General features: G+C 66.6%; 10 protein-coding genes. 5 read left to right on the forward strand and 5 right to left on the reverse strand.

Features of this window, described 5'->3' with window-relative positions; genetic code table 11:
* Window positions 1-3 precede the first annotated feature (3 nt).
* The gene (locus H7F35_RS28470) at window positions 4-489 is read right to left on the reverse strand and encodes a plastocyanin/azurin family copper-binding protein (RefSeq protein WP_187109868.1); all 486 of its coding nucleotides are present in this window, start codon (window positions 487-489) and stop codon (window positions 4-6) included.
* A 103-nt stretch (window positions 490-592) separates the two neighbouring features.
* Entirely contained in the window at window positions 593-925 is a 333-nt protein-coding gene (locus H7F35_RS28475; RefSeq protein ID WP_261803391.1) for a hypothetical protein, read from the reverse strand.
* A gap of 61 nt (window positions 926-986) precedes the next feature.
* Here H7F35_RS28475 and chrA point away from each other — a divergent pair, with 61 nt between their 5' ends.
* Window positions 987-2375, forward strand: coding sequence for a chromate efflux transporter (gene chrA / locus H7F35_RS28480; protein WP_187109869.1), 1389 nt, complete (start codon window positions 987-989; stop codon window positions 2373-2375).
* Window positions 2376-2385: 10 nt separating this feature from the next.
* On the opposite strand, the gene H7F35_RS28485 is transcribed toward chrA, so the two are convergent.
* On the reverse strand, window positions 2386-3462 hold the full coding sequence (locus tag H7F35_RS28485; RefSeq protein ID WP_187109870.1) for an MBL fold metallo-hydrolase: 1077 nt from the start codon (window positions 3460-3462) through the stop codon (window positions 2386-2388).
* A 123-nt stretch (window positions 3463-3585) separates the two neighbouring features.
* On the opposite strand from H7F35_RS28485, the gene H7F35_RS28490 reads away from it, so the two are divergent.
* From H7F35_RS28490 to mrdA, 3 genes are read left to right on the forward strand one after another with little or no spacing between them, the layout of a single operon-like run.
* The gene (locus tag H7F35_RS28490) at window positions 3586-4836 is read left to right on the forward strand and encodes an exonuclease SbcCD subunit D (RefSeq protein WP_187109871.1); all 1251 of its coding nucleotides are present in this window, start codon (window positions 3586-3588) and stop codon (window positions 4834-4836) included.
* A gap of 5 nt (window positions 4837-4841) precedes the next feature.
* Entirely contained in the window at window positions 4842-8321 is a 3480-nt protein-coding gene (locus tag H7F35_RS28495; protein ID WP_187109872.1) for an ATP-binding protein, read from the forward strand.
* Window positions 8322-8375: 54 nt separating this feature from the next.
* Complete coding sequence (mrdA, locus tag H7F35_RS28500; RefSeq protein WP_187109873.1) at window positions 8376-10352, forward strand: penicillin-binding protein 2; 1977 nt, start codon at window positions 8376-8378, stop codon at window positions 10350-10352.
* A 22-nt stretch (window positions 10353-10374) separates the two neighbouring features.
* Here mrdA and H7F35_RS28505 read toward each other — a convergent pair whose 3' ends face one another.
* Together H7F35_RS28505 and H7F35_RS28510 are read right to left on the reverse strand one after the other, a co-directional pair.
* The gene (locus H7F35_RS28505; protein WP_187109874.1) at window positions 10375-11328 is read right to left on the reverse strand and encodes a phosphate acetyltransferase; all 954 of its coding nucleotides are present in this window, start codon (window positions 11326-11328) and stop codon (window positions 10375-10377) included.
* Window positions 11329-11416: 88 nt separating this feature from the next.
* Window positions 11417-12301 (reverse strand): LysR family transcriptional regulator, encoded by an 885-nt coding sequence (locus H7F35_RS28510; protein ID WP_187109875.1) that lies wholly within the window; start codon window positions 12299-12301, stop codon window positions 11417-11419.
* A gap of 180 nt (window positions 12302-12481) precedes the next feature.
* On the opposite strand from H7F35_RS28510, the gene H7F35_RS28515 reads away from it, so the two are divergent.
* Window positions 12482-13426, forward strand: a complete 945-nt coding sequence (locus H7F35_RS28515) for a hypothetical protein (RefSeq protein WP_187109876.1) — start codon at window positions 12482-12484, stop codon at window positions 13424-13426.
* The last annotated feature ends 28 nt before the right edge of the window (window positions 13427-13454 follow it).

Genomic DNA, 13454 nt, shown 5'->3' on the forward strand with positions numbered 1-13454 from the left:
GACCTACTTGCCGGCCGCCTTGGCAACGCTCACGGCGCCCTTCATGCCCATGTCGTAGTGGCCGGGCTGAAGGCAGCCGAAATCGACCTTGCCGGCCTCGGTGAACTGCCAGACGATCTCGCCCGTCTTGCCGGGCGCGAGCGTCACCATGTTCGGCTCGGCGTGTTCCATCTCGGGGTTTTTCTTCATCGCCTCGTAGTGCGTCTTGAGGTCCTTCTCGGTGCCGAGCACGAGTTCGTGCTTCAGATTGCCGGAGTTGGTGACGACGAAACGCACGGTCTCGTTCTGCCGGACGTCGATGTTGGCGGGCGTGAAGCGCATCGCATCGGTCATGTCGACCTTGACCGTGCGCGTGACCTTGGCGGCGACGCCGGGCTTGCCCGTGGCGTCGTCGGTGTCGTGGCCGCCCGCATGGCTGCCGGCTGCGCTGGCGCTCGCGGCGGTGAATACGGAAAGGGCGAACAGGGCCAGGGAGTGAAGCGTTGTCATGAAATTCCTTGTGTCGGGGGATGTGAGAGAAAAATCGGGAGCCAGATGAACGAGCGCGCGCAGCCGCACCCGTGACGGATCACGGGCACGACAACGGGCGTGGTCAGGCGCGAGGAGGTTTTTCGAGAACGCGGGGCGCGATGGCCTGCATGGCGCTGTGCAGTTCCACCAGATCCGCCGCCGGCAGATGAGGGAAGGCCATGACGGATGCCGAAGGCATCAGCGCCGCTGCCTGGCAGGCGCCGCAAGTGCCGCACTTGTGGGCGGTATCGCCGTCCGGCGCGACGTGGTCATGCGAAGAAGACGCCACATGCACCGCCTGCGCCTGGGTCGGTGCCGGTGCCGGTGCGCAGAACGCCTGGGACACGGCCGCAAATCCCTGAAAGGGAATCGCGAGCATCACGGCCCACAGCAAGAACGCACGGAAACGACACATGCCGAAAATTTTATCGGCGCGTCGTCCGGCGGAGATTACATGTTGGTAATGTGGGCGACCCATGACGAAGCCATCCGCGGACACCCCACAGCCTCCCGCAACGCCAGCGCCTGCAGGGCCGATCGAGCCGGTTTCGTTCGCCGAAGCCTTGCGCTTCTGGCTCAAGCTCGGCTTCATCAGCTTCGGCGGCCCGGCAGGGCAGATCGCGCTGATGCACGCCGAACTGGTCGAGCGCCGGCGCTGGATCAGCGAGAAGCGATTTCTGCACGCGCTGAACTTCTGCATGCTGCTGCCCGGCCCCGAGGCCCAGCAACTGGCGACCTACATCGGCTGGCTGATGCATCGCACGAAGGGCGGCATCGTGGCCGGTGCGTTGTTCGTGCTGCCTTCGCTGTTCATCCTCGTCGCGCTGTCGTGGGTCTACCTGCGCTTTGGCAATGTGCCGGTGGTGGCTGGCATCTTCTATGGCATCAAGCCGGCCGTGACGGCGCTGGTGGTGCACGCGGCGCATCGCATCGGCACCCGCGCGCTGAAGAACGGGTGGATGTGGGGCATTGCTGCCGCTGCCTTCGTGGCGATCTTTGCGTTCGACACGCCGTTTCCAGCCATCGTGCTCGGCGCCGGGCTCATCGGCTACTTCGGCGCGCGATGGCATCCGGAAGTGTTCGCTATCGGCGGCGGCCACGGAAGCGCCAGCAAGAGCTACGGCCCGGCGCTGATCGACGATGACACGCCACCGCCGCCGCATGCGCGCTTCTCGCGTTCGCATCTCGCCAAGGTGCTGGGCGTCGGCCTGGGTCTCTGGTTGCTGGCGATGGGGGTGCTCATCGCCCTGCAGGGCCTGCACGGTACGCTGACACAGATGGGCTGGTTCTTCACCAAGGCGGCGCTGCTGACCTTCGGCGGCGCGTATGCGGTGCTGCCCTATGTCTACCAGGGGGCTGTCGAGCAATACCAGTGGCTGTCGGGTGTGCAGATGATCGATGGCCTGGCACTTGGCGAAACCACGCCCGGCCCGCTGATCATGGTGGTGGCCTTCGTCGGCTTTGTCGGCGGATGGTTGAAGCAGGTGATCGGGCCGGACGCCTTGTTCCTGTCGGGGGCGCTGGCGGCCAGCGTGGTGACCTTCTTCACCTTCCTGCCGTCCTTCATCTTCATCCTCGCGGGCGGGCCGGCCATCGAGGCCACGCATGGCAAGCTGGGTTTTACGGCGCCGCTGTCGGCCGTCACTGCGGCCGTGGTGGGCGTGATCCTGAACCTGGCGTTGTTCTTCGCGTACCACGTCCTCTGGCCGAAGGGCTTCGGTGGGCACTTCGACATCGTCTCGGCGGTCATCGCCGTTGCCGCCGGCGTGGCGCTGTTCCGCTTCAAGGTCGGTGTGATGCCGCTGCTGGGCCTGTGCGGCGCAGCAGGGCTGGCGATCACGCTGCTGGTGCCGGGCCTGCGCTGAAGGCGAGGGTTCAGGCGCCGGCTTGGGTCCTGTACCAGTCGATGCCGGCGTCGTCGGTCTCGCGGACAACCTCGCCGCGGTGCAGCAGGTAGTTGAGGCAAGCAAGGCTCTCGCCCGTCGCCATGCCCAACAGCGGAACGTCGGACTCGGCAATCGCGCGCGCGAACAGGCTGCCGAACACATCGACCGCACGCTTGGGCGTCTTCAACGCGTTCTTCAAGCGCTCGAGCGCGCGTTCCTGCCCCGTCTGAAGCCTGTCGATGCGGGCGTGCAGGCCGCGAAAGCACTCGTTGTGCGAGGGCAGCACCAGCACGTCGTCGGGTATCTCGCGCTTGAGCTTGGCCAGGGACGCGAGCCAGTCGCCCATCGGATCGGCATCGGGCTCGGCGGGAGACACCGAGACGTTCGACGAAATGCGCGGCAGGATCTGGTCGCCCGAGATCAGCACCTTGAGGTCGGGGCAGTACAGGCAGGCATGCTCCGGCGAATGGCCGTTGCCGGTGACGATGCGCCAGTCGTGCGCGCCGATGCGCAAGACCTCGCCGTCGCGAAGGCGCCTGAAGCTGTCGGGCAGCGGATGGATGTGCTTGCCGAAGTTGCCGAAGCGCGTGCGGTAGGTCTCGATGGCCGCATCGCTCCAGCCGGCGCGCCGGTAGAAGGCAATGGCGTCGTCCGGCGCTTCGCGCCCGGTGTCGGACACCATGACGCGGCACATCAGGTATTCGGAGCGCGTCATCCACAGCCGAACGCCGAACTTGCGCGTGAGCCAGCCCGCCATGCCCACGTGGTCGGGGTGCATGTGCGTCACGAAAACGCGGGTCAGCCCGCGCGTATCGGGCGAGTTGGCGAACAGTTCACGCCAGACCGCCACGGTGTCTTCGGTGCGCACGCCCGTGTCCACCACCGCCCAGCCGGCGCCGTCGTCCAGTGCCCACAGGTTGATGTGATCGAGCGAGTAGGGCAGCGGCATGCGTATCCAGTGCACGCCGGCCGCCACCTCGATCGATTTGCCGCGTTGCGGCAGCTCCGCGAAGGGATATATGAGCTTGCCCTTGGCCGCTTCCGCCGTTTCTTCCAGACCGTCCATCGTGTGTATCTCCTGAGGATGGATTGTGACGCCGGCTTGCGGTGTGCCCGGCCCACGGCGCCGATGCAGCGGAACCGATAATGCGCGGTTGCCTGACACCAACTACCAACCAAGCGAGGCCGCGTGAAATTCATTCATGCCGCGGACATCCATCTCGACAGCCCCTTGCACGGCCTGAGCGCGTACCCCGACGCGCCCGCCGCGCAACTGCGCAACGCGTCGCGCGACGCGTTTTCGCAACTGGTCGAACGCGCGATCGAAGAGCAGGTGGCGTTTGTCGTGATCGCCGGCGACCTGTACGACGGCGACTGGAAGGACCACAACACCGGCATCTTCTTCAGCAAGGAGATGGGGCGCCTGAAGCGTGCGGGCATCCGGGTGTTCCTGCTCTTCGGCAATCACGACGCCGAGAGCGAGATGACGAAGAAGCTCACGCTGCCGGACAACGTGGTGAGCTTTTCCTCGCGCAAGCCCGAAGTGCACAGGCTGGACGACCTGAAGGTCGCGCTGCATGGCCAGAGCTTCAAGGACAAGGCCATCACCGACAACCTCGCGCTCCGTTATCCGGAGCCTGTCGCCGGCTACTACAACATCGGCGTGCTTCACACGGCGCTGGAGGGATACAGCGCCCACGCCAACTACGCTCCCTGCTCGCTGGCCGAACTCAATGCCCGGGGCTATGACTACTGGGCGCTGGGCCATGTGCACGAGTTCCAGCACTGGTCGGAGCAGTCCGAGATCGTCTTTCCCGGCAACCTGCAGGGGCGACATATCCGCGAAACCGGCCGCCGTGGCGCGGTGCTGGTGACGGTGGAAGAGGGCCGCACGAACGTCGAGCGACTGTTCCTCGATGTGCTGCGGTGGGAGTCGGTCGAGGTCGATGCCTCGGAGTGCCACTCGATGGCCGACGTGGCCCGCCAGGTTGGCCGTTCGCTGGAAGACCTGCTCCTGGTCGACGGCCATGTGCCCCGCGCCGTTCGGGTCACGCTGCGTGGGCGCACGCGGGCGCACGGCGCGCTGTTCGGCAAGGCCAACGAGCTTCGCGCGGAAGTGCTGGGGCAGATCGCGGCCATCGGCAATGAACGCCTGTGGCTCGAAAAGGTGAAGCTCGCGACGCAGCCCTTCGATGCGATGAAGGATGTCGGCGCCCGCATGGACGCGATTGCCGATCTGCAGGAGATTCTTGGCGAGGCGGCGGCCGACCCGGCGTTCCTGGAACAGTTGCGCAGCGAACTGCAACCCTTCTTCGGCAAGGTGGCGGCCGATGTGAAGGAGGATGTGCCCTTCCTCGCGATGGCGCGCGAGGGCGACTTCACCGCGCTGCTCGCGCATGTGTCGCCGGCGCTCTTGGCCAGCCTGATGGACGGGGAGTGAAGGCCATGCGCATCCGACAACTGCAACTGCTCAAGTACGGCAAGTTCGATGGCACGTCCATCGAGTTTCCCAAGGCCACGTGCGATTTCCATGTCATCGTCGGGCCGAACGAGGCCGGCAAGTCGACGGTTCGCAATGCCATTTCCGAGCTGCTGTTCGGCATGCCCTTGCGCACGAAACTGGACTTCAGGCATGCGCTCACCGAGATGCGCCTGGGCGGCACGCTGGAAAGTGAAGCCGCAGAGACGGAATTCCACCGGGCCCGGGGCAGAACGCCGTTGCGCACGCCGGCCGACGACACGCTGCCCGAGAACCATCTCGCGCCGTTCCTCGGAACCGCCGACAAGGCCTTCTTCGAGCAGATGTTCTGCATGGACCACGAGCAGCTTGTCGAAGGCGGAAAGAGCATCCTCGATGGCTCGAAAGACGTCGGGCGCGTCCTGTTCCAGTCCGCAGCCGGCATCGCGAGCCTGGGCCCCGTGCGCGAGGCGCTGGAGAAGCAGGCGAGCAGCCTGTGGGCACCCCGCAAGCCAAGCAGCGACTACGCGCTGGCGGCACAGCGTTTCGAGGAAGCCAGCGCCGAACTGAAGAACGCACAGGTCAAGACGAAGGTGTGGAGCGAAGCCAAGAGCGCACTGGACGAGGCTGTGAACGAGATCGCCACCGAGGAGGCCCGGCGCCTGTCGGTGGAAACGTCGCGCTCCCAACTGGAGCGGGTGCGCCGCCTCGCGCCTTTCCTGCTCAAGCTCCAGACCCGCGAGAAAGAGCTGGCCGAACTGGGCGAGGTGGTCGAGTTCCCGGCCAGCGCCCTTGCGGACCTGAGCGCCGGAGGAGCCGAGCTTTCATCTGCCGAGGCGCTTCTGCAGGCGCGCGCCATGGACGTGAAGGCGCGTCGGCAAGCGTGCGACGAGGTGTCGTTCGACGGTGCCGCGCTGGCGTTCCGCAAGGACATCGAAGCGCTCGATGCCCTGCGAAGCCTGTGCGCGAACCATCCGCGGGATTTGCCCTTGCGGCAGGCCGAAGTCGACCGGCTTCTCGAAGAGGCCAAGGCCGCCGCCGCGCAATTGGGGTGGCCGGCGGACGAGGCGGGCATTCGCGCCAGCCTGCCGACGGCGCTCGCGCTGAAGGCGGTTTCCAACCTGCTGCGGGACCGTGGCGCGGTGCATCAGACGATGCGCAGCGCCGAAGAGGCCGAGCAGCAAAAAACTGTGGACCTCGACGGCCATCTGTCGGAGCTGGAAGGGCTCCAGTCGTCGGAGGTGCCCCTGAAATTGCGGCAGGCACTCGACGAAGCATTGCCGCTCAAGGCCAGCGGCGCCAGGCAGCGAAGCTTGGGCGCCGGGGTCGATCAGGCGAGCGCGAGGCTGGGCCATGCGCTGGCGGCATTGGGCCGCTGGAGCGCGCCGGTCGACAAGCTGCGTGCCATGGAGGTGCCGTCCACCACGCGAATTTCAGCGCTGCAGCGCCAGCGCCATGAAAGCGCGACGGCATGCACCCATGCGCGCGAGAAGCTGGACGCATCCCGTGCCGAAGTGGATCGGCTCGAACTCGAAGTGGCGCATTTCGAGCACGCGCACAAGGTGGTCACACCGACCGAGGTGCATGAAGCCCGAACGAGCCGCGATGCGACGTGGACGTCGATCAAGCGCGGTGACGTGCAGGTCGCCACTGGCGCGCCCTCGCTCGACGCGGCCATCCGGCTTGCGGACGAGCTGGTTGATTCGCAGCTCGGCACGGCGACCGATGCCGCGACCCTGCAGAGCATCAGGCAGCGGCTGGAACAGGCGAGGGCGGATGCCTTGCGGCATGCACAGTTGCTTGCCGACCGCACGGCCGAACTCGAACAACTCGAACTGAACTGGGCAACCGCCGCCTCGGCAGCCGGCTGGACAGGCATGCCCCTGGACGATGCCGCCGATTGGCTCGACAAGCGGACAGAAACTCTCGAAGCGCAGGAAGCGCTGGAGCAACGGCAACGCGATCTGGACGAAGAGGTTGCTTCTTCGCGTCATGCACGCGAGGCGCTGGTTTCGGCGCTGAAAGACGCGGCCGTTGCCACGCAGGACGAGGGCGACCTCGCGGCGCTGTGCACCGCTGCCAGTCTTCACGTGAGCCAGGTCGACGCAACGCTTGCGCGAAAGAGTGGATTGCAGCAACAGGTGACGCAGGCCCGGCGCGCGCTGGAGGGCTTCAAGGCGAATGCCGAATCGGCGACGCGCCAGTACGAGGCATGGGCGCTTCAATGGTCCGCTGCCCTTCAAAGTGCCAAGTTGCAAGCGGCTTCCGCGACCTTCGCCGAAGCCGAAGGCGCCGTCGAACTGGCCAACGAGGTGGCGGACCGGCTCGACAGGGCGGACGGCATTCGTCGCGAGCGCATCGACACCATGCGGGCGGACCTGGAAAAGCTGGAGGCGCAAGCGAAGCGGCTCGCAGCGCAACTGGACCCGGAACTGCTCTCGCTGGGCGATTGGCCCGAGGTGTCCAGGCGCCTGTCGCAGCGCCTTCAGGAAACGGCCAGCGCGGCGCAGAAGGCAGGGCTGGCCGATGCCGCGCTGCTCACGGCGCAATCACAGGAAAGCGAGGCCGGCCTTCGCGTAAGCACGGCGCAAGCGCGGCTGAAGCCGTTGCTGGAACTCGCCAGCGTCGAGTCGGCGCCCGAGGCCGTTCCGCTCGTGGAGCGCTCCGACAGGCAGCGGGCGCTTCGCAAGGAGCTTGCCGAGGCACGCGAGGCGCTGATTCAGGACGGTGACGGGCTCGCCCGCGAGGCCATCGAAGCCGAGATTTCCGAATACGTTCCGACAGAAGTCCTCGGGCTGCTGGAGCAGGCCAGGAACGATCTGGCCGCAGTGACCGAGCGCCTGAATCTGCTGGTGCAAAAGCGCGTTACCGCAGAGCAGGCGTTTTCTGCCATCGCGGGGCAGGCCAATGCCGCGACGGCCGAGGCAAGACGGCAAGAGGCATTGGCCGCGATGGGCGAAGTCGCCGAGCAATACCTGGAAGTCGCGACGGCGGGCAAGCTCCTCAAATGGGCCATCGACCGGTATCGCGACCGCAAGCAGGGGCCGATGCTCCAGCGCGCCAGCACGGTGTTCTGCGAACTCACGCTGGGCGACTTCACCAAGCTGGGCGTGGATTACGAGAAGGACACGCCTGCGCTGTACGCCCGGCGCAAGGGCGGGCAGGTGGTGGAGGTCTCGGGCCTGAGCGAAGGCACGCGCGACCAGCTCTATCTGGCCTTGCGCATCGCCGCGCTTGAGCTTCATCTGGAGAACGCGAAGGCGCTTCCCTTCGTGGCCGACGACCTCTTCGTCAACTTCGACGACGAGCGGGCGAAGGCCGGCTTGAGGGCGCTGTGCGAGCTGTCCAAGCGCACGCAGGTGGTCTTTCTCACGCACCACGATCACCTGTTGCCGTTCGTGCGCGAGGTGTTCGCCGGTGGCGTGAACATCATCGAGCTTCGCAGAGAGACAGTGGATGCGGGTTGAGTTGCGGAACCTACGGGCGCTGCGGTCCTCTTACCCAGTTTCTCCGCTTCCTCGATGAATGAAATCCGCAATGCCGCCGCCGAACTCTCTCGTTTCCGTCGCCGTGTGGTGGTGGTCGGTTGCGTGGTGCTGTTCGGGTTCGGGCTGATCGGCGCGCGCCTGGCATTCCTGCAGGTCGTGCGGCACGAAGAGCTGGCCGACCGGGCCGAGAGCAACCGCACCGCCATCGTGCCGGTCGTGCCCAACCGGGGGCAGATCCTCGACCGCAACGGCGTGGTGCTGGCGTCCAACTACGCGGCCTACACGCTGGAGGTCACGCCGTCGAAAGTGGCCGACATCAACGCGGCCATGGACGAGTTGGGTGCCATCGTCGAAGTCACGCCCAAGGACCGGCGCCGCTTCCAGCGGCTGCGCGAAGACTCGCGCAGCTTCGACTCCATTCCGATCCGCACGCGCCTGAGCGATGAAGAAGTCGCGCGCTTCGCCGCGCAGCGCTACCGCTTCCCGGGCATCGAGATCAAGGCGCGACTGTTCCGCACCTACCCGCATGGCGATGTGGCCTCGCACGTCATCGGCTACATCGGCCGCATCAACCAGCGCGAGAAAACCGCGATGGACGATTGGGAAGAAGAAGACCGCGCGAACTACCGGGGCACGGACTACATCGGCAAGCTGGGCATCGAGCAGAGCTACGAGAAGGCCCTGCACGGCCAGACCGGCGTGGAGCAGATGGAAACATCGGCCGGCGGGCGCGCCGTCCGGCGGCTGTCCCGCCATCCCGCCACGCCGGGCCAGACGGTGATGCTGTCGCTCGACATCAAGCTGCAGAAGCTGGTGGAAGACATGTTCGGCGAGCGCCGCGGTGCGCTGGTGGCCATCGACCCCAAGACCGGCGAGGTGCTGGCCTTCGTGAGCAAGCCGACCTTCGACCCCAACCTGTTTGTCGAAGGCATCGACACCGAGAGCTGGAAGGCACTGAGCGAATCGCTCGACAACCCCTTGCTGAACCGCGCGTTGCGCGGCACCTATCCGCCGGGATCGACCTACAAGCCCTTCATGGCATTGGCCGCGCTGCAGACCGGCAAGCGCACGGCGGACAAGGTGGAGAACGACCCGGGCTTCTACAACTTCGGCGGTCGCACCTTTCTCAGCCACCGGGGCGGGCTGGGCGGTGTCGACATGCACCGCGCCATCCAGTTCTCGAGCAATACGTACTTCTATTCGCTCGCCAGCGAGATGGGCGTGGACCTGATCCACGACTTCATGGCGCCATTGGGTTTCGGCCAGTTCACTGGCATCGACCTGCAGGGCGAGTCGCGCGGCGTGCTGCCGAGCAAGGCATGGAAGCGCGCTGCGTATCGACGCGCCGACATGAAGACCTGGCATCCTGGCGAAACCATCTCGCTGGGCATCGGCCAGGGCTACAACAGCTTCACGATGCTGCAGCTCGCGTCGGCCAACGCCACGCTGGCGAACGGCGGGGTGCGCTATCAACCGCATCTGGTTCGCGCCATCAGGGACACGGTCAGCGGGGAGGTCGTGCAGCAGGTGCAGCCACCGGCGCAGGACCTGGGCTACGCGCGCAAGCACGTCGACGTGGTGCGCGATGCGATGGTGGCGGTCACGAAGGGCGGCACGGGCACCCGTGTGTTTGCTGGTGCCGCGTACACCTCGGCAGGCAAGACGGGCACCGCGCAGGCCGTGAGCCTGGGGCCCAAGGCGCGCGCCAGCGGCAAGGCGCTGGACGAACGGCAGCGCGATCACGCGCTCTACATGGCTTTTGCGCCGGCGGAAAACCCGACCATCGCGGTGGCCGCCATCGTCGAGAACGCGGGCTTCGGCGCGGCGCATGCGGCGCCCATCGTGCGCCGCGTGTTCGACTACTGGATCGCGGGGCAATACCCGAATGACGCCGACATGGCCGCAGTCCAGGTAGGAAAGGCCGGAGCGCCCGTCGGCAAGCCGTTGCTGGCCAGCGAAGTGCAGGCCCCTGGAGATCAGGCGGAGGCCGACGACGCCGCGGCGCTCTGAGAGCGCTGGGGGATCAAGGCGCTCAGCCGACCGCCTTGATGAGCCGCTCGCGCCCGGCCTTCGCCAGCATCGAGGCGACCGCGCAGGACGCGAGCCGTGCCGGCTCGGAATCGGCGCGGCTCGTCAGGATCACCGGCACCTTCGTGCCCAGCACGATCCCTGCGGCATAGGCGCCGGCCAGGAAGGTCAGGCTCTTGGCCAGCATGTTGCCGGCGTCCAGGTCGGGCACGATCAGCACGTTGGCACGGCCCGCGACTGGTGATGTGATGCCCTTGATGCGGGCCGCCTCGGGATCGATGGCGTTGTCCATCGCCAGCGGGCCATCGAGCTGCGCGCCGGTGATCTGTCCCCGGTCGGCCATCTTGCACAGCACGGCGGCGTCGAGCGTCGAGGGCACCTTGGCGTTGACGGTTTCCGTTGCCGAAAGCAGCGCCACGCGCACGGCCGGCATCCGCAGCGCATGCGCAAGGTCGATCGCGTTCTGGACGATGTCGACCTTTTCCTCGAGCGTGGGCGCAATGTTGATCGCCGCGTCCGAAATGATCAGCGGCTGCGAATGGCCGGGCACGTCCATCACGAAGCAATGGCTGATGCGGCGGGATGTCCGCAGGCCGCCTTCGCGGCGCACGACCGCGCCCATCAGCTCGTCGGTGTGCAGGCTGCCTTTCATCAAGGCATCGACTTCGCCACGCAGGGCCATGGCGACCGCCAGGTCGGCGGCGGCATGGCTGTGCGGTGCATCGACGATCACGAGGTCCGAGAGATTCGCGCCGATCGCCAGCGCCGCCGCTTCGATGCGTGCGCGTGGGCCGATCAGCACGGGGGCGATCAACCCCAGCCGTGCCGAAGCGAGTGCGGCTTCGAGCGACACCTCGTTGGTGGGATGGACCACGGCGACGCGCAGCGCGGGCAGTTCGCGTGCGGCGGCGATCAGGCGGTCGTAGTGCGGATGGGTGGCGGGTGATGGAGCGGTCAAGGCGTATTCGGCTCGTTGATTTTCGGGCGAGTTTGATCTTTTAACCGATTGGTTTTGCCAAATGAAGCATTGGCCTTCGCACGCATCGTCAGAGCGGCGCCATCGGCCGGCGCGCGGAGCGCCGCAGCGCCTGCATCAGCGCCCTGGCTTCCACACCCGGCTGCCAGTCGGTGCGATGCACGAAATAGCTGGTGGCCGGTGCCAGGTCGCGTGGTCTATAGGCCTGCAATTGGTAGTTCTGCGCCTGCGATTCCACCAGCCGGCGCGGCACCACCGCAATGCCCATGCCCGCCGCTGCACAGCCCAGCACTGCGCCATAGGTGCTGAACGACAGCACGCGCGCACAGGCGATGTGCCGCGATTCGAGCCAGCGCTGCGCCATGGTGCGGTAGGGGCAGCCTTCGCGAAAGGCAAGGAGTGTCGGTGCATGCGAAGGCGCCTGCGCAAGCAGTTCCGCCGGGTCTTCCTGGGCCACCAGCACGAGCGGTTCGTCGAAGGCGGCCTCGTAGATCAAGCCTGCGCGCTCGGCCGTGCGCGCGGTCACGGCAAGGTCGAGGCGGTGCTGCAGCAGCATCTGCGACAGGGCCGGCTCGGCCTCGACCTCCAGTTGGAGTTCCAGCGCAGGAAAAGCCTGGCGCAAGCTCGCCAGCGCGCCGGGCAGGTGCATGGCCGTCGTGCTCTCCATGGTGCCCAGGCGCAGGCGCTGTGCCGCAAGCGTCTCTGCGCGCGCATTGACGGTTGCCTCATCGATCAGGTCGAGGATGCGCGCCGCATAGGGCAGGTAGCGCTGCCCGGCTTCGCTGAGCTGCAGGCGCTTGCCCAGACGGTTGAACAACTGGACGCCGAGGCGCTGCTCCAGTTGCTTGAGCCGCGTCGTCACATTGGACTGGGCGCAGCCGAGCATGTTGGCCGCCTTCAGGGCGCCGCCTTCGTCCACCACGGCCTTGAAGGTTTCGAGCAATACACGGTCCATGGCGTTCCTCTTGGTGCAATCGTCTGAAGATTGTAAATCTGATTATCAGATATAGAACATTCAACAAATTCGATTTGGAGATAAAAATGGACCGTAGCCTCGCATCCAGCGTCGGCACACCCAGGCGCTACCCGGCGACGCGCGTTGCCCCGTGCCTGTAGCCACATTCAAGGAGTTTTCATGGCAAGCAAGGGCCCGAGCGTCCTGGCCGCAGGCGTCTTCCTCGGCCTGCTGGTGCCGGCATTCGCGGAAGCGGCACGCCCGCTGATGCCGGTGACCGTGTTCATCTTCGTTCTTGGCACGCTCTTGCGCGTCGATCCGGCCACCGTGCTGTCGGTCTTGCGCCGGCCTGCGGTTTCGGTGCTGCTGCCCCTGTGCGCCATCGTCGTCTGCCCGGTGGTGGCAGGGCTCGCCGGTCATGCGCTGGGCCTGCCGCCTGCGTGGACCCTTGCGCTGGTGCTCGCCTATTGCGCGCCGCCGGCCAGCGGCACCTCGGCCGTGGCCCGCATGTTGGGGTTGGATGCGGCCGTTGCGCTGGTCGCGACCCTGGCGGCGATGGCGATCGTGCCGTTCACCGCGCCGCTGCTGGCGCAATGGTTCGGCCGCGATCCGGGCGTTGCGATCGAGCCGTCCAGCCTGGCGCTGCGGCTGCTGTTTCTGGTCGGCACGGCCGAAGGCGTGGCGCTCCTGGTGCGCCGGTTCGCGAAGGAACGCCTTGCCGCCCACGCGGGCGCGATCGACGGCATCGTGGTCGTCGCGCTGCTGGTCTTTGCGGTCGGCACCATGGCCGGCATGCAGAAGTCCTTGCTCGACGATCCGCGTCTTGTCACGTCGGTGATCGCGCTGGCATTCGCGGCGAACGTCGGCGTTCAGGCTGTTGCGTACCTGCTCACGCCGGGCAGCGTGCGGACCCGCCTCAATGTCGCGCTGCTCATGGGCAACCGCAACGTCGGGCTGTTGTGGGCTGCGCTCGGAGCCGCGGCAACGCCCACCGTTGCGCTGTTCTTCGCATGCGCCCAGTTGCCCATCTATCTGCTGCCACGGGTCATTCAAAGCCTGCTGCCGCGCCTGGAACTGCTGGGCGAGCGCCGCAGGGCCGCGCGCGAACCGAGGGCTGTGGAATGAACGTCCGAAACACCCATCTCCTGAACCC

Source organism: Variovorax sp. PAMC26660, from assembly GCF_014302995.1.
In the GTDB taxonomy this organism is placed as follows: Bacteria; Pseudomonadota; Gammaproteobacteria; order Burkholderiales; family Burkholderiaceae_C; genus Variovorax.

What these genes read in the sequence shown, in the direction of transcription:
- H7F35_RS28470 (WP_187109868.1), bottom strand. Translation starts at nt 489, where the DNA reads ATGACAACGCTTCACTCCCTGGCCCTGTTCGCCCTTTCCGTATTCACC.
- H7F35_RS28475 (WP_261803391.1), bottom strand. Translation starts at nt 925, where the DNA reads ATGTGTCGTTTCCGTGCGTTCTTGCTGTGGGCCGTGATGCTCGCGATT.
- chrA (WP_187109869.1), top strand. Translation starts at nt 987, where the DNA reads ATGACGAAGCCATCCGCGGACACCCCACAGCCTCCCGCAACGCCAGCG.
- H7F35_RS28485 (WP_187109870.1), bottom strand. Translation starts at nt 3,462, where the DNA reads ATGGACGGTCTGGAAGAAACGGCGGAAGCGGCCAAGGGCAAGCTCATA.
- H7F35_RS28495 (WP_187109872.1), top strand. Translation starts at nt 4,842, where the DNA reads ATGCGCATCCGACAACTGCAACTGCTCAAGTACGGCAAGTTCGATGGC.
- mrdA (WP_187109873.1), top strand. Translation starts at nt 8,376, where the DNA reads ATGAATGAAATCCGCAATGCCGCCGCCGAACTCTCTCGTTTCCGTCGC.
- H7F35_RS28510 (WP_187109875.1), bottom strand. Translation starts at nt 12,301, where the DNA reads ATGGACCGTGTATTGCTCGAAACCTTCAAGGCCGTGGTGGACGAAGGC.
- H7F35_RS28515 (WP_187109876.1), top strand. Translation starts at nt 12,482, where the DNA reads ATGGCAAGCAAGGGCCCGAGCGTCCTGGCCGCAGGCGTCTTCCTCGGC.